Annotated in this window: 22 protein-coding genes and 1 riboswitch; of the genes, 13 read left to right on the top strand and 9 right to left on the bottom strand. The window is 48.2% G+C overall.

The features are described 5' to 3' along the window. The first annotated feature begins 176 nt into the window (after positions 1 to 176). The 10 genes from BMI79_RS14260 (at position 177) to gutQ (ending at position 9,449) form a co-directional block, all read left to right on the top strand. Positions 177 to 515: a YegP family protein gene (locus BMI79_RS14260; RefSeq protein ID WP_076942801.1), complete on the top strand. Its 339-nt coding sequence runs from the start codon at positions 177 to 179 to the stop codon at positions 513 to 515. A gap of 222 nt (positions 516 to 737) precedes the next feature. Continuing rightward, the gene (trhP, locus tag BMI79_RS14255; RefSeq protein ID WP_076942800.1) at positions 738 to 2,087 is read left to right on the top strand and encodes a prephenate-dependent tRNA uridine(34) hydroxylase TrhP; all 1,350 of its coding nucleotides are present in this window, start codon (positions 738 to 740) and stop codon (positions 2,085 to 2,087) included. Positions 2,088 to 2,798: 711 nt separating this feature from the next. Beyond that, on the top strand, positions 2,799 to 3,698 hold the full coding sequence (yegS, locus tag BMI79_RS14250; protein WP_076942799.1) for a lipid kinase YegS: 900 nt from the start codon (positions 2,799 to 2,801) through the stop codon (positions 3,696 to 3,698). Positions 3,699 to 4,111: 413 nt separating this feature from the next. Next, positions 4,112 to 4,660, top strand: a complete 549-nt coding sequence (gene srlA / locus BMI79_RS14245) for a PTS glucitol/sorbitol transporter subunit IIC (RefSeq protein ID WP_076942798.1) — start codon at positions 4,112 to 4,114, stop codon at positions 4,658 to 4,660. 14 nt (positions 4,661 to 4,674) lie between these two features. Further along, positions 4,675 to 5,664 carry a PTS glucitol/sorbitol transporter subunit IIB gene (gene srlE / locus BMI79_RS14240; RefSeq protein WP_076942797.1) on the top strand — a complete coding sequence of 330 codons (990 nt, stop codon included), beginning with the start codon at positions 4,675 to 4,677 and terminating at the stop codon, positions 5,662 to 5,664. An 18-nt stretch (positions 5,665 to 5,682) separates the two neighbouring features. Next, a complete protein-coding gene (gene srlB, locus BMI79_RS14235; RefSeq protein ID WP_076942796.1) occupies positions 5,683 to 6,045 on the top strand; it encodes a PTS glucitol/sorbitol transporter subunit IIA in 363 nt (120 codons plus the stop codon). Positions 6,046 to 6,083: 38 nt separating this feature from the next. Beyond that, positions 6,084 to 6,863 (top strand): sorbitol-6-phosphate dehydrogenase, encoded by a 780-nt coding sequence (gene srlD, locus BMI79_RS14230; protein WP_076942795.1) that lies wholly within the window; start codon positions 6,084 to 6,086, stop codon positions 6,861 to 6,863. A gap of 409 nt (positions 6,864 to 7,272) precedes the next feature. Continuing rightward, positions 7,273 to 7,629, top strand: coding sequence for a transcriptional regulator GutM (gutM, locus tag BMI79_RS14225; RefSeq protein WP_076942794.1), 357 nt, complete (start codon positions 7,273 to 7,275; stop codon positions 7,627 to 7,629). Between the two features lie 82 nt (positions 7,630 to 7,711). Beyond that, positions 7,712 to 8,485, top strand: a complete 774-nt coding sequence (srlR, locus tag BMI79_RS14220) for a glucitol operon DNA-binding transcriptional repressor SrlR (protein WP_076942793.1) — start codon at positions 7,712 to 7,714, stop codon at positions 8,483 to 8,485. Beyond that, positions 8,478 to 9,449, top strand: coding sequence for an arabinose-5-phosphate isomerase GutQ (gene gutQ / locus BMI79_RS14215; protein WP_076942792.1), 972 nt, complete (start codon positions 8,478 to 8,480; stop codon positions 9,447 to 9,449). Before srlR ends, gutQ begins: the two co-directional genes overlap by 8 nt. 33 nt (positions 9,450 to 9,482) lie before the next feature. Here gutQ and thiD read toward each other — a convergent pair whose 3' ends face one another. Then, positions 9,483 to 10,283 carry a bifunctional hydroxymethylpyrimidine kinase/phosphomethylpyrimidine kinase gene (gene thiD, locus BMI79_RS14210; RefSeq protein ID WP_076942791.1) on the bottom strand — a complete coding sequence of 267 codons (801 nt, stop codon included), beginning with the start codon at positions 10,281 to 10,283 and terminating at the stop codon, positions 9,483 to 9,485. Next, positions 10,280 to 11,074: a hydroxyethylthiazole kinase gene (thiM, locus tag BMI79_RS14205; RefSeq protein WP_076942790.1), complete on the bottom strand. Its 795-nt coding sequence runs from the start codon at positions 11,072 to 11,074 to the stop codon at positions 10,280 to 10,282. The genes thiD and thiM overlap by 4 nt, the downstream gene beginning before the upstream one ends. A gap of 34 nt (positions 11,075 to 11,108) precedes the next feature. After that, positions 11,109 to 11,205: riboswitch (TPP riboswitch) on the bottom strand. Between the two features lie 526 nt (positions 11,206 to 11,731). Here thiM and BMI79_RS14200 point away from each other — a divergent pair. Beyond that, complete coding sequence (locus BMI79_RS14200) at positions 11,732 to 11,917, top strand: DUF4762 family protein (RefSeq protein ID WP_076942789.1); 186 nt, start codon at positions 11,732 to 11,734, stop codon at positions 11,915 to 11,917. Positions 11,918 to 12,016: 99 nt separating this feature from the next. Here the strand turns inward: BMI79_RS14200 and BMI79_RS23120 are convergent, their stop codons facing one another. From BMI79_RS23120 to BMI79_RS14165, 7 genes are all read right to left on the bottom strand, one after another. Further along, on the bottom strand, positions 12,017 to 12,691 hold the full coding sequence (locus BMI79_RS23120) for a helix-turn-helix transcriptional regulator (RefSeq protein WP_083704445.1): 675 nt from the start codon (positions 12,689 to 12,691) through the stop codon (positions 12,017 to 12,019). A 227-nt stretch (positions 12,692 to 12,918) separates the two neighbouring features. After that, complete coding sequence (locus BMI79_RS14190) at positions 12,919 to 15,549, bottom strand: fimbria/pilus outer membrane usher protein (RefSeq protein WP_083704444.1); 2,631 nt, start codon at positions 15,547 to 15,549, stop codon at positions 12,919 to 12,921. Positions 15,550 to 15,587: 38 nt separating this feature from the next. Then, entirely contained in the window at positions 15,588 to 16,319 is a 732-nt protein-coding gene (locus tag BMI79_RS14185; protein WP_083704449.1) for a fimbrial biogenesis chaperone, read from the bottom strand. A 46-nt stretch (positions 16,320 to 16,365) separates the two neighbouring features. Further along, positions 16,366 to 16,917 (bottom strand): fimbrial protein, encoded by a 552-nt coding sequence (locus BMI79_RS14180; protein ID WP_076942787.1) that lies wholly within the window; start codon positions 16,915 to 16,917, stop codon positions 16,366 to 16,368. A 670-nt stretch (positions 16,918 to 17,587) separates the two neighbouring features. Next, positions 17,588 to 18,610, bottom strand: coding sequence for a fimbrial protein (locus BMI79_RS14175; RefSeq protein WP_076942786.1), 1,023 nt, complete (start codon positions 18,608 to 18,610; stop codon positions 17,588 to 17,590). Positions 18,611 to 19,150: 540 nt separating this feature from the next. Next, positions 19,151 to 19,885 carry a fimbrial biogenesis chaperone gene (locus BMI79_RS14170; RefSeq protein ID WP_076942785.1) on the bottom strand — a complete coding sequence of 245 codons (735 nt, stop codon included), beginning with the start codon at positions 19,883 to 19,885 and terminating at the stop codon, positions 19,151 to 19,153. A gap of 138 nt (positions 19,886 to 20,023) precedes the next feature. Then, complete coding sequence (locus BMI79_RS14165; RefSeq protein ID WP_244157349.1) at positions 20,024 to 20,563, bottom strand: fimbrial protein; 540 nt, start codon at positions 20,561 to 20,563, stop codon at positions 20,024 to 20,026. Positions 20,564 to 21,209: 646 nt separating this feature from the next. Between BMI79_RS14165 and BMI79_RS14160 the strand changes: the two genes are divergently transcribed. Next, positions 21,210 to 21,827: a helix-turn-helix domain-containing protein gene (locus BMI79_RS14160; RefSeq protein WP_076942783.1), complete on the top strand. Its 618-nt coding sequence runs from the start codon at positions 21,210 to 21,212 to the stop codon at positions 21,825 to 21,827. A 606-nt stretch (positions 21,828 to 22,433) separates the two neighbouring features. Then, a complete protein-coding gene (locus BMI79_RS14155) occupies positions 22,434 to 23,051 on the top strand; it encodes a helix-turn-helix domain-containing protein (protein WP_076942782.1) in 618 nt (205 codons plus the stop codon). Positions 23,052 to 23,118: the final 67 nt, after the last annotated feature.

Raw genomic sequence — 23,118 nt, 5'->3', positions numbered from 1 at the left:
AGCATAGCGAACTATGTGATCAGAGTGAGCACGTGCAGCCAACACCCAAGCAACTTGAAGTATGAAGGGTATAGTGTAAAAGATCACATATCTTGCGATAACGTCGCCGCTCAAACGTCACTTTTCAAAGCATTGGCTACACTTACCTCTGTCATTGAACCAAGCGGAGAAGGACTATGGCAACCGGCCACTACGAGCTTAAAAAATCGAGCAATGGACAGTATCACTTCACTCTGAAAGCCAGTAACGGAGAGATTATTCTTTCCAGCGAGAGGTATGCCAGCAAAGCCTCAGCAGAAAATGGCATCGCTTCTGTGCGAGCAAATGCTCCACACGAAGCCCAATTCGAACTGAAACTCAGCAACAGCAACAAACCCTATTTTGTGTTGAGGGCCAAAAATCACGTGGTGATCGGCACCAGCCAGATGTACGCCTCAGAAAGTGCTGCCAAAAATGGCGTCCTGTCGGTGATCAAGCATGGTGCAACCCCACATGTGCGCGATTTGAACGCCTGATTCCCCCATGCAATCCACAGCCGTCCCTGCAAAAATACAGAAAACACCCTTGGTCACTGAGCCAATTCAGCGACCAGGGTGAATTCTCCAGCAACGAGCGCGATCTCCCCTAAAAAACTCCGGTTAATTGCTGATTTCTTGCCGGGCTGCCGCTACAATTCCCCACTTTCGCTGCGCCATTGAGTGGCGCGGTGCTGACCTGAAATCAGACCGAGAATCACTATGTTTACACCAGAACTACTTTCTCCAGCGGGAACGCTGAAAAACATGCGTTACGCCTTTGCCTACGGTGCCGATGCGGTATACGCCGGCCAGCCCCGTTACAGCCTGCGAGTGCGTAATAACGAATTCAACCACGAGAACCTGGCGCTGGGGATCAACGAAGCCCATGCGCTGGGTAAAAAATTCTACGTGGTGGTCAACATTGCGCCACACAATGCCAAGCTGAAAACCTTCCTGCGCGATCTGAAACCGGTGATCGACATGGGGCCGGATGCGCTGATTATGTCCGACCCTGGGCTGATCATGATGGTGCGTGAAGCCTTCCCGCAGATGGATATTCACCTTTCGGTGCAGGCCAACGCGGTCAACTGGGCTACGGTAAAATTCTGGCAGCAGATGGGGCTGACGCGCGTGATCCTTTCCCGCGAACTGTCGCTGGATGAGATCGCCGAAATCCGCAGCCAGGTGCCAGAGATAGAACTGGAAATTTTCGTTCACGGTGCACTGTGCATGGCCTATTCCGGCCGCTGCCTGCTTTCCGGCTATATCAACAAGCGCGATCCGAACCAGGGCACCTGCACCAATGCCTGCCGCTGGCAGTACAAAGCGGAAGAAGGTAAAGAGGACGATACCGGCAGCATCGTACATCTGCATGAGCCGATCCCGGTGCAGAACGTTGAGCCAACGCTCGGCGTTGGTGCGCCGACGGATAAGGTGTTTATGCTTTCCGAAGCGCAGAAACCCGGTGAGTACATGAGTGCTTTTGAAGATGAGCACGGCACCTACATCATGAACTCGAAAGACCTGCGGGCCATCCAGCACGTGGAGCGCCTGACGCAGTTGGGGGTGCATTCGCTGAAAATCGAAGGCCGCACCAAATCCTTTTACTACTGCGCACGCACGGCGCAGGTGTATCGCCGCGCCATCGACGATGCCGTTGCCGGTAAGCCGTTTGATCCCACCCTGCTCACCACGCTGGAAGGCCTGGCGCACCGTGGCTATACCGAAGGTTTTCTGCGTCGCCACACCCACGATGCACACCAGAATTATGATCACGGTTCTTCAATTTCTGAACGCCAGCAATTTGTCGGCGAATTCACCGGCGTGCGCCGCAACGGCTGGGCTGAAGTGGATGTGAAAAACAAATTTCTACGCGGCGATAGCGTAGAAATGATGACGCCGGGTGGTAACATCCTGTTTACGCTGGAAAGCATGCAGAATAAAAAAGGGGAAATGATTGACGTTGCGCCGGGTAACGGCCATATCGTTTATTTGCCAATCCCCGAGGATGTTGATCTGAATTACGCCTTGTTAATTCGCAATTTACCGGAAGAAAATAGCGAATCTTGATACGATTTTAATCACCACCTCAATCGGTGGTGATTTTTAGCAAATATTAGAATTAGATCACATCAATTGCCGTGCAACTTGGTTATTATCGTGTTGCTTAAAACTAAGAACGAAAATATTTGCATAGCAATACTAGGAACCACCTCCTTAGCCAACCCAATCTCCCTTGGGTTGGCTTTTTCTTTGTTTATTTCCCTGCTTTTCATTGCATTAATTCGTCACAGCCAAAACACGCTGAAACCGTCGGCGACACTCAAATCCCCCGAGTGGCCCACAGAAATTAACCAAATGATTTTAAAGGAACTTATTGTAGCTTACAGGTGAACCTCAGCAATAATACTAGAGGCTTACTCAAGTAAGTGACTGGGTGAGTAAGGCAAACGACTTGAAGTATCACGAGTATAGCCAAAGGCCGAGATTATTGATAAAGGCTCACTGAGTTACCACCAAGACAAATGAGAAAAAAGCATTTTTTTAAGATATTTCCCAATTAAATTCTTAAGAATATTCCTCGCCACTTAATATATAAGAGTTAATATAACAATTAATCATTTTTTTAATACGAACATTTAAACCGAGATAGAAATATCAAACCGCGTAAGAAAATGCCGCTCTAGGCCCCCCCTATGCTATTGCCTGAATATTCAGGTGGCCCATCCCCCGGTTGTGGTTTATCGTTTAGACAGACTCTTTTTCACCCTGGAGATAAAAATGAGCCAATATGCGTCAGCGCTGCTTATCATTAACGGCAAAAGCGCCAATAACGAGGAAATACGCTCTACGGTGAAAACGCTGCGGGATGAAGGCCTGATATTACATGTTCGCGTTACCTGGGAGCAGGGTGATGCCGCACGTTTCGTGACAGAAGCCTGCCAACTGGGGGCCGGAACGGTGATCGCCGGTGGGGGTGACGGCACCATTAACGAGGTGGTCACAGCACTGGCCCAACGCCCAGCCACCACTCGCCCAATATTGGGTATTGTGCCGCTGGGTACCGCCAATGACTTCGCCAGCGCGTGTAATATTCCTCTGGCGGTGGATCAGGCGTTACCGCTGGCGATTAAAGGCAGAGCCGTGCCGATCGATTTGGCGAAGGTGAACGAGGATCGCTATTTCATCAATATGGCCACCGGTGGTTTTGGTACGCGCATCACCACCGAAACACCGGAAAAATTGAAAGCGGCACTGGGGGGCGTTTCCTATTTTATCCATGGTCTGCTGCGTATGGATACGCTGCAGGCCGACCGCTGTGATATCAGCGGACCGGATTTTCACTGGTCCGGCGAAGCGTTGGTAATCGGTATCGGCAACGGTAAACAGGCCGGTGGCGGACAGCAGCTATGCCCTGGCGCGCTGATCAACGATGGCCTGCTGCAACTGCGCCTGCTGACCGCTGAAGAACTGCTACCGGCTCTGATTAGCAGCCTGTTCAGCGGCGAAGCAAACAGCAGCGTGGTTGATGCCTCATTGCCCTGGCTGGAAATTAGCGCGCCACACGAAATCACCTTCAACCTTGATGGCGAACCATTGAAAGGCAAACATTTCCGCATTGAATTGCAGCCAGGCGCAATTGAGTGCCGCTTGCCACCCAACTGTGAGTTGTTAGGTTAATCTGCTGCCATACCGCTCCCCCCTCAAAAACTTAACCATCTGTTTTTAAAATAAAACCAACTCAAAGCCCGACAATATCGCAATGCCAAACAGTTAAGGCTAACCAGTTCCCCCTCCCTCGGGGAGGGGGAGGCGACACCTTCAGCAACTGCTGCATAATTATGCAGTTTTGCGCTTAAATGAACGGCATTGCAACAATGTCGGGCACTTTTTATTGCCATAAACTCTTCGCATCATGACTTACCCTGGCTTAAAACTTCCTTTTCTTTCATTTTAAACTTTCAAAATAAAATATTTATCTTTCAAACTGTGATCCATTTAAAACAAATGGGTTCATGAAATGATTACTGTAGATCCATGGCGACAGGGCCGCCGTTTGCTCCACGCCATTTCATCCATCACAGGAGAAAATAATGATTGATCTAATAACCCACGGAGCCGAATGGTTTATCGGCCTGTTTCAGAAAGGTGGTGAGGTGTTTGTCAGCATGGTGACCGGCATCTTACCTTTACTGATCAGCCTGTTAGTGATCATGAACGCGCTGATCAAATTTGTTGGCCAGGAACGAATCGAACGATTGGCACAGCGCTGTGCAGGCAACCCGGTTTCACGCTATCTGCTGCTGCCGCTGATCGGTACCTTTGTGTTTTGTAACCCTATGACCCTGAGCCTTGGTCGCTTTATGCCCGAGAAATACAAACCAAGCTACTACGCTGCGGCCTCTTACAGCTGCCACTCGATGAACGGCCTGTTCCCGCATATCAACCCCGGTGAACTGTTTGTCTACCTTGGGATCGCCAGCGGGCTGACCACGCTGGGCTTGCCGCTGGCACCGCTGGCCGTGAGCTATTTCCTGGTGGGGCTGTTCACCAACTTCTTCCGCGGCTGGATCACCGATCTCACCACCAGCCTGTTTGAACGCAAGATGGGCATCCAACTGGATCGTCAGGTTCAACTTTAATTGTGGAGTGCAGCATGAGTGCTTATATCCGTATTGAAAAAGGTGCTGGCGGCTGGGGTGGCCCACTGCAGTTGGCTATCGAACCCGGTAAGAAAATTGTCTATATCACCGCCGGTACCCGCCCGGCGATCGTCGACAAACTCAGCGAGTTGACCGGCTGGCCAGCGGTTGACGGTTTTAAAGAGGGCGAACCACCAGCCGAAGAAATCGGTATTGTGATAATCGACTGCGGTGGCACCTTACGCTGCGGTATTTACCCGAAACGCCGCATCCCGACCATCAACATTCATGCCACCGGTCAATCCGGCCCGCTGGCGCAGTTTATTCTGGAAGATATCTACGTTTCCGGCGTGCGCGAAAACAATATCAGCCTGGTTGAGGTGGCTGATGGCGCGGCAACGGCCCCGGTCACGGAAAAACCCGCAGCACCAAAAGTGCGCGACTACGACACCAGCAAGAAGATCACCGAGCAAAGTGATGGATTGCTGGCCAAAGTCGGGATGGGCATGGGTTCGGTAGTGGCGGTGTTCTTCCAGGCTGGCCGTGACACCATCGACACCATCCTGAAAACCATCCTGCCGTTTATGGCCTTCGTCTCGGCACTGATCGGTATCATCATGGCTTCCGGGCTCGGGGATTTTATCGCTCACGGCCTGACGCCGCTGGCCAACAGCCCAATCGGCCTGGTGACGCTGGCGCTGATTTGCTCCTTCCCGCTGCTTTCGCCATTCCTTGGCCCAGGCGCGGTGATTGCTCAGGTGATCGGCGTGTTGGTCGGCGTGCAGATCGGCCTTGGCCATATTCCACCGCAGTTGGCGTTACCGGCGCTGTTTGCCATTAACGCGCAGGCCGCCTGCGACTTTATCCCGGTGGGACTGTCATTGGCAGAGGCCAAGCAGGATACGGTGCGGGTTGGCGTGCCTTCGGTACTGGTCGGGCGCTTCCTCACCGGCGCACCCACAGTGCTGATCGCCTGGGCAGCATCGGCCTTTATTTATCAATAAATTGAACAGGGGAAAGCGATGAACACCATTTTCCAGACCACCATCACCCGTATCGGCGGCTATGCCCGTGATGCGCTGCTGGATGACATGCTGATCACCTTTCGTGAAGGCGCTCCGGCAGACATCGAAGAGTACTGTTTCATCCACCAGCACGGTATTACCGCCGGTGATTTACAGGTCGGTGGGATAATGGAGCTCGGCGAAAACCGCTACCCGATCACCGCCGTTGGTGAAGTTGCCACGCAGAATCTGCGCGAATTGGGCCACGTCACCGTGCGTTTCGACGGTGAGACACAGGCGGAATTCCCCGGTTCGATCCACGTTACCGGCCCGACACCTGGCGATATCCCACTAGGTAGCACCTTCAAATTTTTACTCTAAACCTGAAGTATGACGAGTATACGCATAAGGAATACAACATGTCTGAAGTAGCTGTAGTGATTGGCGGTGGTCAAACGTTAGGTGCCTTCCTGTGCCACGGCCTGGCTGAGGCCGGTTACCGCGTAGCGGTGGCGGATCTGAACGCTGACAACGCCCATCAGGTGGCACAGCAAATCAATCAGCAATACGGTGCCGAGCGCGCAATCGGCTTCCAGGCCGATGCCACCGATGAAACCAGCGTTATCGCACTGGCAGAAGCGGTTGATCGGGCTTTCGGCCGGGTGAATCTGCTGGTGTACAGCGCCGGGATCGCCAAAGCGGCACCGATCACCAATTTCCAACTGGGTGATTTCGATCGCTCATTGCAGGTGAACCTGGTGGGCTATTTTCTCTGTGCCCGCGAATTCTCGCGCCTGATGATCCGCGACGGCGTTGCCGGGCGCATTATTCAGATCAATTCCAAATCCGGCAAAGTCGGCAGCAAGCATAATTCGGGCTACAGCGCAGCCAAATTCGGCGGCGTCGGGCTCACCCAATCGCTGGCGCTTGATCTGGCGGATTATGGCATTACCGTGCACTCCCTGATGCTCGGCAACCTACTGAAATCGCCGATGTTCCAATCGTTACTGCCGCAATACGCGCAGAAACTGGGGATCAAGCCAGAAGACGTTGAAAAGTATTACACCGACAAGGTGCCGCTCAAACGCGGCTGTGAGTATCAGGACGTGCTGAACACCCTGCTGTTTTACGCCAGCGATAAGGCGTCGTACTGCACAGGTCAGTCGATCAACATTACCGGCGGACAAGTGATGTTCTGATATATCGGCTGAGGGCGAGATTGTGTCCCCTCACCCCAACCCTCTCCCCAAGGGAGAGGGAGCCGACAAGTGCCGCGGATAAGATAGACGTAAAACGGTGGCACATACCGCCCCTCAGCCCAAGGGAGTGGGAATCGGTAAATGCCACGGTTAAGACAGGCGTAAAACGGTGGCGCATACCGCCCTTCAGCCCAAGGGCGAGGGAACCGACAAGTGCCACGGTTAAGACAGGCTTAAAACGGTGGCGCATACCGCCCTTCAGCCCAAGGGCGAGGGAATCGATAAATGCCACGGTTAAGGCAGGGGTAAAACGGTGGCACATACCGTCCCCTCTCCCCGTGGGAGAGGGCTAGGGTGAGGGGAAATATCACCTGCCTTACCCTTTATTTTCACATAGGAGCACAACCTCATGACCAGCGCACTCATCACCTTTGCCGTTATCGCCTGGCTGATGCAAATCGCCCTCGGCTGGTGGCAGATTCAGCGTTTCAACCGCGCCTTTGATCGCCTGTGCCAGCAAGGCACCGTGGGGGTTGGCCGCTCTGGCGGGCGCTTCAAACCCCGCGTGATACTGGCGCTGGCGTTCGATGAACAGCAACGGGTATGCGGCAGCCTGTTGATGCGAGGCCTGACCATTTTTGCACAACCTAAACAACTCAGTGAGTTACATGGTATGCATCAACAAAATTTATGCCCAGATGTGATCTTCCCCGAGGATCAGGCATGCCAAACTGCACTATCGTTAGCGATTAAACCGAAATCATGATATTTTCACATTAAAAGACATTACCTTTCATAGTGAATTATTCACCGAGAGGAATGCTCAACTCTTGTGAACAGGAATCGCTATGAAACCAAAGCAACGGCAAGCCGCCATCCTCGAATACTTGCAGCGACATGGCAAAACGGCAGTGGACGCCCTGGCAGAACATTTTTCCACTACCGGCACCACCATCCGTAAAGACCTCACCCTGCTGGAAGAAGAAGGTGAAGTGATCCGCACATACGGCGGTGTGGTGCTCAGCCGTGACGATGGCGATCAACCTATCGATCGCAAAACCCATATCAATACCGAAAAGAAACGCCAGATCGCCTACGCCGCCATCAAGCTGATTAACGATGGTGATTCGCTGATCTTCGATGCGGGCAGCACCGTATTGCAGATGGTACCCCATCTGGCGCAGTTCAATAACATCACCGTGATGACCAACAGCCTGCATATCGTCAATGCGCTGGTGGAACTGGATAACGATCAGACCATCCTAATGCCCGGCGGCACCTACCGTAAAAAGTCGGCGTCGTTTCACGGCAACCTTGCAGAGTCGGCGTTCCATCAGTTCAGCTTTGATAAACTGTTTATCGGTGCCGACGGTGTCGATCTCAACGCGGGAGTCACCACCTTCAATGAGGTGCACAACGTCAGCAAAGCGATGTGCGAAGCCGCCAGCCGCATTGTGCTGCTGGTCGACTCCTCAAAATTTGGCCGCAAAAGCCCGAACGTGGTGTGCGACCTGAGCGTGGTGGATACGCTGATCACCGATAAAGGCATCAACCCAGATTACCTCGCCGCGCTAGAGGCGAAAGGCATCAATATCATTCTGGTAGGAGACTCCGATGAGTAACGCCACTGCCCTGCTCAACTTTGCCCGCGAAACCCTGGAGATTGAACTGGCTGAAGCGCAGCGCCTGCTGACCCGGCTGGACGATAACTTTGTTCGCGCCTGTGAATTGCTGCTGAACTGCCAGGGTAAAGCGGTGGTTTCCGGCATCGGCAAATCCGGCCATATCGGCAAAAAAATTGCCGCATCGTTGGCCAGCACCGGTACGGCATCCTTCTTTGTCCACCCAGCCGAAGCGCTGCATGGCGATCTGGGCATGATCGGTGCCGAAGATGTGGTGATCTTTATCTCTTATTCTGGCCGCGCCAAAGAGCTGGATCTGATCCTGCCGCTGCTGGCAGAAAGCCAGATCCCGGTGATCGCCATTACCGGTGGCAAAGAGTCACCGCTGGCGCTGGCTGCAGCCTGTACCCTGGATATCAGCGTGGAGCATGAAGCCTGCCCGATGGGATTAGCCCCTACCTCCAGCGCGGTCAACACCCTGATGATGGGCGATGCACTGGCGATGGCGCTGATGCGTCAGCGTGGTTTCAACGCCGAAGACTTTGCCCGTTCTCACCCAGGGGGCAGTTTGGGTGCGCGCCTGCTCAATCGCGTACACCATCTGATGCGCACCGGCGATCGCCTGCCGGTGGTTGCAGAAAGCGCCAACGTGATGGAAGCGATGCTGGAACTGAGCCGCACCGGCCTTGGCCTGGTCGCCGTGTGCGATGCCCAGCAAAAAGTGGTGGGCGTATTTACCGATGGCGACCTGCGCCGCTGGCTGGTGAAGGGCAACAGCCTCAACGATGCCCTGAGCCCGGCGATCACCCGCCCCGGCTATCGCTTGCCGGAGCAATGGCGTGCCGGCGAAGCCCTGGAAGCATTGCACGAACAACATATCAGCGCGGCCCCGGTCGTTAACCTTAGCGGCGTGTTGGTCGGGGCGCTCAACCTGCACGATCTGCATCAGGCTGGGATCGGCTGATCTCTGTGCCGGGCGTTCCCGCGCCCGGCCTAATCACCACCAGGCATGAAAATGGTGCACGGGCCCGATACCCTGGCCCACCTCAAGGCTGTCCGCCTGCTGCAAGGCTTGTTGCAGGTAAGCTTTGGCCGCTGCCACCGTTTCAACCCAGTTTTCATAGCGCGGGCGCAACGCCGCCAGTGCTGCTGAAAGTGTGCAACCGGTGCCATGGGTGTGGCGGGTTGCCACGCGCGGTGCAGTGAAGCGCTGCTCCAGATCGGCGGTGAACAGCCAGTCCGGGCTTTCTTCTTCACTCAAATGCCCCCCTTTCATCAGCACCGCCTGGCACCCCATCGCCAGCAATGCCTGCCCCTGCTCACGCATTTGCCGTTCATTCTCGGCCGGTGCGCAAGCCAGCAGCGCCGCCGCTTCCGGCAAATTTGGCGTGATCAAAGAAACCAGCGGCAACAGTTCACGACGGATGGATTCGACGGCCTCGGGAGCCAGCAGCGGATCGCCGCTTTTAGCCAGCATCACCGTATCAAGCACCACATGCGGCAGTGGATAGTGGCGCAGACGTTCCGCCACCGCCATGACGATATCCGCGTTCGCCAGCATGCCGATCTTGGCGCTGTCGATCCGCACATCGCTGAGCACGGAATCAAGCTGGGCGGCAACAAAAGCCGGATCGATGTGATACACCGACTGTACCCCACGGGTGTTTTGCGCCACCAAGGCGGTGATCACGCTGGTGCCATAGGCTCCTAATGCCGAAAACGCTTTCAGATCGGCCTGAATCCCTGCGCCTCCGCTCGGATCGGTGCCCGCAATGGTCAACGCATTGATACGTTTCATTGCAGCTCCTCCGGGGCCAGTTGATAAAGTGCATCGAGAAACGCCGGGGTAAAACTGCCTGGGCCGCTGCTGCGCGCCACCGCCCGTTCACCGCATAACGACATCACGCGGCAGGCAGTGGCTACGTTATCCAACCGATCGCCCGGCAGGCTGCAAAAGGCAGCCACGACCGCAGACAGCGCACAACCGGTGCCCACCACCCGCGTCATCAGGATATCGCCGCCGGTTACGGCCCAAGCACGTTCACCGTCGGTGACGTAATCCATCACCCCGGTCACGGCAATAATCGCGCCGCTGCCGCGCGCCAGCTCACGCGCGGCTGGCAAGGCCGCCAGCGAATCGTCATGGCTGTCGACGCCACGGCCACTGGCCTGCAGACCGCTCAACGCCATAATCTCCGACGCGTTACCGCGAATTGCCGCAGGCTGCAGCCGGAGCAACCGCTGGGCAAATTCGGTGCGATAATCCAGGCCGCCCACCGCCACCGGATCCAACGTCCACGGCTTTTCTGCCTGATTAGCGGCCGCGATAGCGGCCAACATCGATTCGGCCCGCGCGCTGTGCAGCGTGCCGATATTGATCAGCAACGCATCCGCTAAACGGCTGAACTGTGCCGCCTCGGCAGGCTCAACCACCATCGCCGGAGAAGCGCCCACGGCCAGCAGGACATTAGCAGTCAGCTCCTGCACCACGTCATTAGTCAGGCAATGAATCAGAGGGGAACGTTGCTTAAATTGGTGAAAACAGGCGGCGGCACGGTGGCCGGGTAACACATCAGGTCGAGTGAACATATTGCTCCCAACCGGCGTTCAGAAGGCAGGTACCGGTTGGATACCGAGACTTCCCTACGCTGGCATTATCCAGATCAGGTGGTACGGGTATTTCTCAGCCTTCACAAAGAAGGGCACCCCGAGTCATTAAAAAATCATCAAATTTTTGTTGGCAAAGCCACCAACGCCTGTTCAGGATAATCGCCAAGCCAGGGGGCTGTAAACCCATTTTAACAGCGCCTTCATGCAAGAGAATGGCTAGCCTATTAAGGCTTACAATAATCAATCATTACAATGATAATAACAGGAGTATATTTACAAGATTAAATTTTAAAATAATTTCTCGTGAGAATGCAGCAAAACCGTATTTTTATTACTACCACTCATCTGTAGCCATGCGATAGCCTTTTGTTTTTAACAGGCAGTTAACTTTCCAACAATTTTAACCATTCATAGGAATATACCATATCCTAATGGATTAGTATTTCCAAGATCTTTCCAAAACAGAGTTTTACCAAGGCATCAGCGTTGACTCTTAGTTTATGCCAACGCTATAATTTATTCGTCTTAAAGGTTCATTAAACCTAATCAGCACTAATAGCCATTAAATGGTTTTTAACTATTTAATGAATTAGACTTCAAGACATTTACTCCACACTTTAATTATAAGGATGTTTTATGAAAAAATTAAACGCATCAGAAGCTTCAAACGTCATTGGTGGCGCTGAAAATATTTGCAAAATCTCTTATGCAAAAATGACATTCGGGGCAAACACCGTTTGCCGCAAAGTCACTACCTGTACTGACAAACATGGTGTTAGTAATACTCAGATCGACCAGGCAGACATGTCTTACTGCAATTAATCAATATTAATTAACATCATCCATATATACTCCCAAGGTGCAGAGATATTCGCTGCACCTTATTTTTAACACCACATCAAGTATATTTAATCATCTGTTTTATCTGATTAATTTTTTAGTGAAAAAATAATCATATCGGCTGAGAATGTTATATAACTCAACCTTGTTATTTACTTCTAACCGTCTCATTGCAGATCCCTTAAGTGCACTAATTGTTTTAGGACTAAGTTGCAACTTGATGGCTATTGACGTTAGAGACAAGCCTGTCATAAATAAATTCAAAACCCTGCGCTCAGCTGGTGTCAATAGAAGCAGACGACAGCGCTCACAGCGCTGTTTTTGCGACATACTAGATTGAGCCCTTTCTTTTGAAAAAATGGATAATAAGCTACCTAACAGGTGGTAAACCTCATCAACGCTGGCATCGCAACCGATGCTGAATTTCATATTACCCCTAAACATATTTCTCTCACGAATATTAATATGTCTCACAGGTCCTGAAATGTATTCAGCATCGCTAGTCGGCCGCCGATAACATCGACTGCATACCCATGGATAATTATGTTCACGAAAAACAATATCACACCCCATCAATGATTCAGAGCAAAAACTTAATGTTCTAGAGTAACTCTGATACATTGCCATTGTTTTTGAAAAATACTCTTTCACAATGGAGATAAGACCTAAACTAAAAAAATAGTCGTTACTCAAAACTGTAACATAAAAACGCCCTCCCTTGGGCAGCGACAGCTGAATTCGTGAATTCATATTCATTAATTACCTTTGTTTTTCCTATTCATATCATAAATTAAAAATGCGTATAGATTATCTACAGTTAATCGCTTGCAATTACTCTGATGCATGAATTAACTATTTTAACGTTGATGTTTTATTGTGAGTGATAATGTTCTTATAGAAATGCAGCGTAAATATCTCTCTAAAGAAATAATTTTTAATGAAAAATTAAAATAGAGACTGGCAATTAAAATTATAAATTTTCATTAACGAGATGATGATACAGGATAACACAGCGCACTTTGTTGCAAGAGAGACGTTGGGTTATTATCTGCCACCTCAGGTAATTGATAATCAACCTTACATTGCCTATCAATACTTTCTCCCCAGCGCACCACAAGTTGGCCCTGCGATTTTTCAGCACGCAAAAATACGCGACTCCCTTGGCCAACCATGGTCAAGAGATTCCCTTCGCTATCATTTACTTCTGCACCAACCGGTAGACTATTACCCTTTGTATCTTGTAAAAGTAAAAGTACCGGGCGCCCAGTTACAGTAGGATAATCGAGCTTCACGATTGCGCCATAACTCGGGGCGATACGCTGCTCGGTCGTCGCTAGTTCAACGTTATTTGACATACCTTTCGGATCAATAGCCAACGAGTTTTCCCGATATGGCATTAGCCCACTTACTACGGCATAACCATTACCGGCGATCTTTTCACCACTACTGTTCAACAAAGAGGCGCCTTTGGCCCCCTTAGCGACAATTATGGCCTTGGTTTCGCCTTGCCCTTGACTAAAATTAATCCCGCCAGCATGAACCAATACGCTACCTCTCATACCCACACCGTATTGGTTGAAGTTATTACCACTGCTGATATTGCTTGAAAGCAGAGCATTAGAGGCCCGATATTGCACATTGCCGCCCAAATTATGCGTCGAGCTATTACTGCTTGACTGATTGTAGGAACCGTACAAGCCATAACTAAACTGACTTTGATTCCCCAACGAACCAGATACCCCGAGTTGGGAATTCATATTCCCAGATTGTGAGCGCGTCACCGATGTATTCAGGTAAGGGGCCTGGGGTGAACTCCCCAAAGGCAGAGAAATACCCAACATATATTGTGTCTCCTGCTCGCCATTCGATGAGCGAGTACGCCCAACGGAAAGATTGATGCTCCCCCAGTTGAAACTGTTGGTGTAGCCAGCCTGATAGCTGATATCACTACCTCGTCCTGCTCCCCAATAATTTTGCGCCGCCCCGCTCAGATAAAAACTGCCAAACCCTTCACCCATGGTTTGGCTAATGTTAACCTGCAGACGGCTACGTTGGCGGTAAGTCGCAATGTTGTCACCCACCTCATCCAACGATTGGGCGTAATCGGTAAAACTGAGGTATCCCTTACTGGAAAAACGGTAAGCCGCTACGGCTACGTTAGTCTGGGTCGACTCCAGTAATTTGCTGTAACTAAGGCGATAACTCTGTCCACGAGACTTCTCTCCCAACCCTTGACTGAGCGAAAGACCCGAGGCATCAGAGTGCGTCACATCCAAGGCAAATGCACCTAATCCGGTACTCAGCGCCACCCCGACTTGAACCGCCATATAATCATTGGCAAGAATGCTGCCAGTGTATCCGGTCCACAAATTAGATATTCCCCGCTGATAGTTCCCTTGGAGAAAGTTAGGAGCATTATCCAGGCGATTATCACGCAGCGTGCCTATTACCGCGCTATAGCGCGACACGCCGTGGCGCAAAAGCTGTGGCACCGTTGCAAAAGGCACCGTAAAACTGCGCACACGTCCGTCTGCTTCCGTCACGGTAACCTCTACATCGCCAGCGAAACCGCTGCTATAGAGATCGTTGATCTCAAATGGACCAGGAGCGACCGTTTTCTCATACAAAGTATTACCGTTCTGACGAACGGTAACTTTAGCGTTAGTTTCAGCGGTTCCCCGGATAACAGGAGCAAACCCGCGCTGAGAGTCGGGCAACATTCTGTCGTCAGATGCCAGTTGAATACCATTATACGGCACACTCTCAAACAGATCTGACGGTGTAAAATATTGCCCTATGGTCAACTGGGATTTTAAAATAGCGATCTCTTTTTGGGCATAAGTGCTGAGCGATGCGTATTGCCGCGTTGCTTCAGTATTATCACCGCTACTCTGGCTATAGCTTCCGTTATGCCGTAAACGCCATCCGACTAAATTCAACCCAGTATTTAGGCCCGCATAATGTTGTGTCTGCTCAACACCGGATGAACGGGAGCGCCAGCTATTAATATTATAGTCTGCAAAAAAGGCAGTAATACCACGATCGGTATCCAATGGCGAAACATAATTACGCTCAATCTGGCTCAAATAAGCTTGTGGGATACTGAGATCAATACGCAGGCTAGTTTGATCAAAATCAACTTTACTCCCAGGCACTAGGCGCTCAATATCAATGCACTTTTCATTTTTCAGTATATTGGCAACCGCATTTATGTCTGGCAGTTTGTTGATATCAATGCCTAACATCTTAACCTGTTGGCTATTAAAACAATAGGTTATGTGTGCATCTTCGTCTTTATTAACAGTAACGTCATGCCTACCAATTAAATTTTGATTAACAAAAACATCAAAGCGGTTATTACCTGGATTAATAGAATCGCCTTTTTCGAAGCGTGAAATATCTACCGACTGCCCTTCTTTCGTAAGTAAGAAGTCCGTATTAAACTGTTGATAAGCAATCTCATTAGCCCTAGCTTCTTTAGGTAATAAGAGATCATAACCCGATATAATAGCGGTAATCGTCACCGCCAATATATGTGGCTTTAAAAAAAGCAATATATCAGCAGATAACTGATCTGGAACAGAGCGATATGCAAGAAAATGCACTGCTGACATGTAACTTAATTCCTTTTTGATAATATCATCGGCATCGCTTAATGAATTGATACCGTTTGTTCAGCGCCGACACCATAATCGTTCATTGGGCGGTAAACCAGCGAGCTATTAGCCGCCTTGCTGTTCAGTCCTTTCACCGGGAAATCCAAGTGGTCAAAAGGTGCGATCATCCCAGTGCCTAAGTTATGCTTTTTGCCTTGTACCTGTAATTCCAGTTTGCTGTAGGTGACAAAATATGGGCTAGAATTAGTCGCCCGTAACGCATATCCATTCCCCTTCGCCGATACCCATTGCCAAGTGACCTGATACGCAGCACTGGCTGCATCCCCAGGTAAATTGGCGGGACGGTAAAATAACTTCAGCCGGGAACGTACAGCAATTTGCATAGAACTCCGATCAGTATCCAAATTCGCAGGGGGGATTTCCAATGCGTTAAACCAGAACAACGACTCACGATCCTGCGGTAATTTTTCCCCCGCAAACACCAGACGCACGCTCTGTCCCTTGCTTGGTTCTATGCGAAAAATAGGCGGAGTAATTAAAAAAGGAGCATCGGCATTCTGTGGCTGTGTTGCAGGATCCCCACGATCGGTCCACATTTGAACTAAAGCAGGTGCGGTCCCTTCATTGGTCATCTTAATCGTGATTTCCCGCTCACTGGAGGGATAAATAAGCCTTGTACCTTCAATAGAAACACTCGCCTGTGCCACTGGAACTATGCACAAGCTGAATAAAATGACAGAATAAAACGAACGATAAAACAATTTCACGGCAAACCTCAAAGATATCCCCCAGATTTCTCTGGGGTAAATAGAATTACAGATATTGCATGCTGAACTGAATGCTGGTCTTTAATAAACCAGGCTTTGCGGTCACAGCTTTAGAAAAGTAGTTAGCATAAAAATCAACCTTGGCAACACCACCGGTTATAGAACCAGTATTGGATCCTGAGTCACCAAAATTAGCCAGGTTAATCGGCGAAGATTGTCCGGCATCCTTAAAAAGCCTAACTTGCGCATCGGTACCACCACTAGTAGTAGCAATAGTGTTATTGAGATTACCGTTAGTACTGTCAACGCTACTGCCGACGGAAAAAATAGCTGCAGCACTCGTAAGACTTGGATCACACCCAGTAGCCGTCAGTGTGAATTTAGTTGCTGGTGCAGTAGAATATGAATTAGCCCCTGGGAAAGACGTAGACAAAACCGAAGGCAGAAGAACCGTCATATTTTGACTGTTGGCATCCAGCGTGCAGGTTTTAGCATTCACAACCCCTTGAAATTGGACGGTACCATCAGCAGCAAAAACACCTGTAGACAAGCTTAACCCCAGGGCAATTACCCCACTAACATATATATACTTACCCATTGATTTTTAACTCCGTGTTTATCGATTTTCTCACTCACAATACAGCATTAAAGACCAATATAGTTTTTAAGCCACATTGTCCTACAAGGTGACGTATAACATCCCGCCACTATAAAGGTATTGTTTCAATTTTTGACTGTAACTGCGGTGTTCTATCCGATTTCACAAAAACACGGACGTTATAAATTACATACCTGTTAGCGGACTTTTATTCTCGCTACACTCCGCAGTCTGCACCACATAGAATATATATTCGCTGTTAATGATAGTAGAACATCTCAGCCAAGTTTAGAATACAAACTTAAGTCCTTTATAGGACTTGATAAGAGCTTAGGAGGTTTTTAACTTTCTAGGGAAATCACCCAGGTAGTGTGATTGGGTTAAACACTTATAACCGAATAACGTTGTGTATTTAATCAAAAATATGAATAGAAGGTACACATCAGCAAATGCTGCCTGAAATGAAATACTTATTGAATATCTCCATGCTCTATCACCCATCGCTTTAGCCGTGTTGCATACGACTGGGTTTGCTACCTCAATTCACTGCTTTAATATTTACCGCAAAAGAGAAACCCGGCAACGATACCGGGTTGGCTGGGAGAGAGAGAGACTGCCAGACATCTTCGAAACCTGGCTTGCGGTTCTCGGCACGCCACCGATACGGGAACTATTTGTACTCCATGGTAAAAAACATATTCGCATACACCGTACCGACTGAAACAGTTGGGTTTCCGTATTGGTACATACTGGCCTTGAAGGGAATGCTTATTGAACTTGTTCCTGGCGTAAAACTGACTGTTTTTTTGCTGCCAAACGTTACCGGGTTACCCAGGCTATCCATCACCTTAACGCCGATCCCAGCTGCCGGTTTCAATACGCCGATAAGAGATGACCCATTGTAATTAGCTATCACACCGGTTGGCAATCCTACAACATTTCCATTAGACGCGCTGAGCGTATAGCTGATGGTATTCAACTTGGTGGCACTGCAGCCGCGCAGCTCGATAGAGAAATTTTTCGCTGGAGTCGTACTTCCTAGGCCAGTGAAGGCGGAGAGGGGTTGTCGCCCAAAATCAACGACCTGTTGAGTACTTGATGCATCGCAGCTGCTACCGGTTACCGTAAACGGATTAACGCTCACATTAAACACGAGTAAAGTATCTATCGTCAAAGAGGCGACCAGGTTACTGCTGTATATACCGCTACTGACCGGCCCCGTCACGACAACGTCAACCCCCCAATAATTAAGCCCATTGCTACCCCAACGCCAACCACCGCCACCAACAGTGCCCCCTCCCGTCCCTTGATTGTTAAATTGATAAGATTTAGCAGAGCCTTCAGACCGACCATAAAAACGCAGGCCAATACCGGGAATATTGGTGGGGAAAACGTTGTTTAAACCGTTAACGGTCATCCCATTGGACGCATTCATCTGGTAACGATAAAAAGTGGTACTGTTACACCAGGCATAGTTTGGCCCATTGGCTGCAAGGGTTTCCCCATTGCCCACTACCGTACCGATGGCAGTATCGCGCGCCAGCGAAATTGGGCTAATAGTCAGTTGATGAACTTGCAGGCTGTGGCCATCAAGAAAACCACATACGGCAAATGCCGGGGTACTGCCTATCACCGCAAAGAGCGCTAAAGACAGACATAGCACCAAAGGTTTAATACCTGTGGTATTTTTCATAATATTACACCTCACTAAAATAAACGTGCATGGTACTTTCCCTGAATGCTTTTCAACTCGACGCATCAGACCCCGCTTCAGCCTTAGCACGGAAGCGCATTCAGCGTTTCCCCCGCTAGATAGATGTTGAGAACCTTCGTCGCCGAAATAACACAGGAATAGAAGCAATCACATTGGCATTAACCGAAAACCGCACGTTCAGCGACGATATTTGATGGAGAATTTCATTATCAGTCATTGTGTGCACGTAACGGTGGAATACGAACCGGAAAAGATAAATGCGATCTCATTCGCAAGCCGCTCCAAGTCGTATGGGGATGAATTATGACCACTGGCGAAAGTCACGGTGCTTGCAGCTACCGTGGCACTCTTAAATATCATTCCGACCGCAACATTTCCGCTCGTCGCAATAATATTCACTGTGCTGAGGATTAACTTTCCCTGCATACAAAACCGTTATTAAACCAACGAGTTGCAAAAACAGGAGAGCCACATCCGATAACCAGAATATGAAGTAATTTTCATTATTCCCCCAGCTATTTAAGGCGCGTTACTTAACCTTCCTTCCTGTTTATAAACCATGCCATAATCATTTATCCACTCAACAGCAACAGCTCCATTGTTACTCTGTGTATTTCCCTCTGCTGTAGCGGAGAATTCCTCACATTCGCCAGGAGCAATAGAGCCCCCCAATTCATTAGTATAATTTTTATTATTAATTATCACTGATATACGATTAATGGATACGAAAAACTGGCTCTTATTACACCCCTGTAATACATCATCAATTTCATTATGCATTGTTTTCCAAACAACACTTTTAATTGCCTGCTCAGCAGATCCTCGCAACCCTGCGGGTCTGAAAAACAACTTAACTCTAGTGCGATAGGCTATTTGAATGTGATTTTCACTTTTCCCCCTCGCCAATGGAGGGATATCCATCACATTTAGCCAAAATAGAGTTTCTTTATCCTGGGGAAGTTTCCCTTGGCCTGTGAATATTATTTTTAATGCTGCCCCTTGCTCAGGATTAATACGAACCAATGGGGGTAGGATTAAAAATGGAATATCCTCTTTAGGTGGCACGACATCCCTATCTCCGCTATCAATCCAAGACTGAACTAATGTTGCGTTGGTAGCAGGATTGTATAGCTGAACGGTAACCTCTCTCTCATCAGCAGGGAAAACTATGCGCGTTGATGCTAATTGAGTACTAGCCTGTAGCTTAAGTACAACAATAAACATCATAAAAATAGTCAAAAATTGTCTAACCATAAATATTTCAACTTATTACGTTTATATAAAACCCTTTCGAGTTAATCACTAGAAGTATATAACCGTTCATTGATTACACTATCTATTATGATGACTCAAAGTACTATAACCCCCAGAGTTTCCTCTGGGGGCCGGGTATTACAGATATTGCATGCTATATTGAATGCTGGTTTTCAATAAACCAGGAGTTACAGGTGCTACAGCACCGAAATAGTTAGCAAAGAAAATAACAGAAACAGTGCCTGTACCACTATCTACAGTACCGGTGTTAGTTACCGAATCGCCAAAGTTAGCCAAGTTAATCGGCGTGAGGCCATCTTTCTTATAAAGACGAACTTGAGCATTGGTACCGCCAGCAAAAGTGTTCTTGAGGTTACCTGTTACGCTATCAACATTGGCACCGGCGGAAAAAACAGCCGCTGCACTGACAGTACCAACGTCACACCCACTTGCAGTCAGCGTAAACTGAGTTGGCGCCGCGCTAGATGCGGTGCCTGCCGCTGAGAAAGTAGTGGTCAGCACAGAAGGCAAAGTAACCGTTAAATTCTGGCTACCGCTATCCAGCGTACAAGTCTTGCCATTCACAATACCTTCAAAACTAATCATGCCATCTGCAGCAAAAGCACTTGCAGACAAACTCAACCCCAAGGCAATCAGGCTATTAACACAAACATTCATTTTCACGATTTGGAACTCCATATTCCATTGACTGGATTACAACATTAACGTTTCTTTCGATGGCGATACTGTTTTAAGGGTTGATTTATCAGGCGATAAAATCGTGTCCTACAAGACAATTTTTGGCATCGAACGACTAAATTATCTATAAACTGGCTTACGCTTCGATTACAGATATCCTTTTCCTTTTTAGTCTTTTCTTGTGCCCTTTAGATACTTGAAATGCATCATACATAAAGCATATGGTCCGAACTAAAACAGGTGCTGCTATAATTAGCTGCAGTGATAATAGAATATTACCGGCCAGTTTAAAACACCGACACCAGTCCTTTATAGGACTTGATAGGATGAATTTGAGATGATACGTTACCCATTAACTGGTACCGGAAGGGGTAGTCGTTAACATTTTTATGTTGGATTAAGTACGGGCTCTATCCGCCTAACTCCTCATATTTCAGGCTTACGCTTTCATTCAAGAGAGAGGATCTTCTGTGGGAGTGACTATAAATAAGCCTCATCGATGCCGAGGCGAAAGCGAAGAATACATCAAATGCACAATGCCACATAATTATTACAATATAGTTAAAGTAAATTAAGTCATGACGTCATTAAATAAATCAAAGGATTTCTATGGGAGAAGAAAAAATTGCAACAGTTTCAGTGTAAAGTCAATGAAAGCATACAGGAGCTAGCCAGCATTCTAGATGCTTACATGTCTCCATTGCCTAAAACAAGTTCTGGCGTGTATGCACTTAATACTCTGTATTATATTAAACATGGTGCCATTTTGATTCTTAATGATGGCAGAGCCCTCTCTCCTTTGGTTGCGCCTGACTTCATCGGCATTCATTTCGTACTTGGTCAATCAATCAGCAGCCTGAAATTGGAGTTTAAGTTACTTCCCGGAGCTGAGGTTTATATGATAGACGCCCATGCAGCCAAATCAGAAGTTTTCAATAAAAACTCATACGAATCAGTAGCATATCTTATAGCCCGCAGGCTCTATGAATTTTGTGACATCACGAAAACATTTACCAGCACAAACTCAAATGCCTATAAAAAAGTTAAAACTGCCATCGAGTTATACCACAACTCTCAAGATATCCTAAAAGATGATATTTCACTTTCTTCGTTTATCATCGAGTATACAGGCATTTCTAAAAGTAGAGTTATGTTTATACTTTCCGAGTTAAAAAAAGGGGGGCATATTGCCACCCAAGATGGTCGAGTATTAATTGCCTCCAAGTTACCTAGTGAGTTTTAACCAAATTCGTATTATTTTAAAAGAAGCAGACAGTTATTTATACGAAAATTGGAATAACAGTAGATCATAGCCGTATTTCCGCTGATGTCAGAACCTATACGGGTATAGTTCCTGACGTTCATTCCACACCTTCCTGAATAATTTTTTACAACAAAAACCTATCCCTGTATGCGTAGATAACTGCAGCCAGTTTGTATGAGGTCTGTGCGGAGCAAGCAGCACGCACACGCAGAACGTGAGAATTACGAGCACTGCCTAGGCATAAAGTGACCTGATGGGATAGGTTTCCAAGACATATCTTATACAAATTGCAGTGACGGTTCTACCTGGGTGCTATTAAAGACGAACTCCTCAGTTGGTTAAGCAAGCTCAAACATAGTCAGATTTTTGCACAAGACGTCATAAAACCAGAATAGCGATCACCTCTCCAGAGCACTCTCAACAATCACTTACGGTAATCATTTCAAAAATAACTTGAAAAAAGTACACCACCTCATGCTGTTTAACGACTAAAACAACATTATGTAGCACCTCATGCCAAGATCTACCCACTCAATTTTCAGCTATCCTTAGCATATAGGCGGTGCTAATGTGCGAGGAATAAAAGTGGATAACTTTCAAGAGCAGGTCAAAAAGTGTGTGATAACATTGGCTGACGTTTTCGAGCCCTACCTGTGCCCTCTACCAGAGTCCAAATCTGGAATGTACGCAATTGACACTCTGTATTATGTTAAAAAAGGAGCGGTACTCGTCTTTAATAGCGGTAGCTCATTTAGCCCACTCATTGGCCCTGATTTTATTGGCACTTATTTCATTCTTGGGCAAACAGCCATGCGTCTTAATCTAGAGTTTAAATTACTTTCTGGTGCTGAAGTGTATACTATAGATATTGCTCAAGCGAAGAGCTTAGTATCGAAATACAATCTCTATGAGTCAATATCATATCTTATTGCTAACAGACTTTACGAATTTTGTAACATAACTGAGATATACATTAATCCAGATTCTAGCGCCTATAAAAAAGTCAAAATATGCATTAACTTATTTTACGAACATAAAGATATTTTAGGAGATAGCATTTCCCTTTCGACATTTATCATTGAATGTACAGGAATTTCGAAAAGTAGAGTTATGTTTATACTCTCCGAACTAAGAAAGGGGGGATACATAACCATTGAGAATGGAAAACTATTGAGTGTAGCTAAACTGCCAAATGAATTTTAGTTTCACTACACCACACGCAAGGGGATCTCTTTAACTTTGGCATGGCAACATAATCAATAAATCATGA

Source organism: Serratia oryzae, assembly GCF_001976145.1.
Lineage (GTDB): Bacteria > Pseudomonadota > Gammaproteobacteria > Enterobacterales > Enterobacteriaceae > Chania > Chania oryzae.
The sequence above is the reverse complement of the archived record's forward strand: the minus strand, read 5'-3'. Positions and strand labels throughout refer to the sequence as shown.

Bases quoted from the DNA above. Each gene is read 5' to 3' on its own strand.
- BMI79_RS14260 (WP_076942801.1), top strand. From the start codon at position 177: ATGGCAACCGGCCACTACGAGCTTAAAAAATCGAGCAATGGACAGTAT.
- trhP (WP_076942800.1), top strand. From the start codon at position 738: ATGTTTACACCAGAACTACTTTCTCCAGCGGGAACGCTGAAAAACATG.
- yegS (WP_076942799.1), top strand. From the start codon at position 2,799: ATGAGCCAATATGCGTCAGCGCTGCTTATCATTAACGGCAAAAGCGCC.
- srlA (WP_076942798.1), top strand. From the start codon at position 4,112: ATGATTGATCTAATAACCCACGGAGCCGAATGGTTTATCGGCCTGTTT.
- srlE (WP_076942797.1), top strand. From the start codon at position 4,675: ATGAGTGCTTATATCCGTATTGAAAAAGGTGCTGGCGGCTGGGGTGGC.
- srlB (WP_076942796.1), top strand. From the start codon at position 5,683: ATGAACACCATTTTCCAGACCACCATCACCCGTATCGGCGGCTATGCC.
- srlD (WP_076942795.1), top strand. From the start codon at position 6,084: ATGTCTGAAGTAGCTGTAGTGATTGGCGGTGGTCAAACGTTAGGTGCC.
- gutM (WP_076942794.1), top strand. From the start codon at position 7,273: ATGACCAGCGCACTCATCACCTTTGCCGTTATCGCCTGGCTGATGCAA.
- srlR (WP_076942793.1), top strand. From the start codon at position 7,712: ATGAAACCAAAGCAACGGCAAGCCGCCATCCTCGAATACTTGCAGCGA.
- gutQ (WP_076942792.1), top strand. From the start codon at position 8,478: ATGAGTAACGCCACTGCCCTGCTCAACTTTGCCCGCGAAACCCTGGAG.
- thiD (WP_076942791.1), bottom strand. From the start codon at position 10,283: ATGAAACGTATCAATGCGTTGACCATTGCGGGCACCGATCCGAGCGGA.
- thiM (WP_076942790.1), bottom strand. From the start codon at position 11,074: ATGTTCACTCGACCTGATGTGTTACCCGGCCACCGTGCCGCCGCCTGT.
- BMI79_RS14200 (WP_076942789.1), top strand. From the start codon at position 11,732: ATGAAAAAATTAAACGCATCAGAAGCTTCAAACGTCATTGGTGGCGCT.
- BMI79_RS23120 (WP_083704445.1), bottom strand. From the start codon at position 12,691: ATGAATATGAATTCACGAATTCAGCTGTCGCTGCCCAAGGGAGGGCGT.
- BMI79_RS14190 (WP_083704444.1), bottom strand. From the start codon at position 15,549: ATGTCAGCAGTGCATTTTCTTGCATATCGCTCTGTTCCAGATCAGTTA.
- BMI79_RS14180 (WP_076942787.1), bottom strand. From the start codon at position 16,917: ATGGGTAAGTATATATATGTTAGTGGGGTAATTGCCCTGGGGTTAAGC.
- BMI79_RS14175 (WP_076942786.1), bottom strand. From the start codon at position 18,610: ATGAAAAATACCACAGGTATTAAACCTTTGGTGCTATGTCTGTCTTTA.
- BMI79_RS14170 (WP_076942785.1), bottom strand. From the start codon at position 19,885: ATGGTTAGACAATTTTTGACTATTTTTATGATGTTTATTGTTGTACTT.
- BMI79_RS14165 (WP_244157349.1), bottom strand. From the start codon at position 20,563: ATGAATGTTTGTGTTAATAGCCTGATTGCCTTGGGGTTGAGTTTGTCT.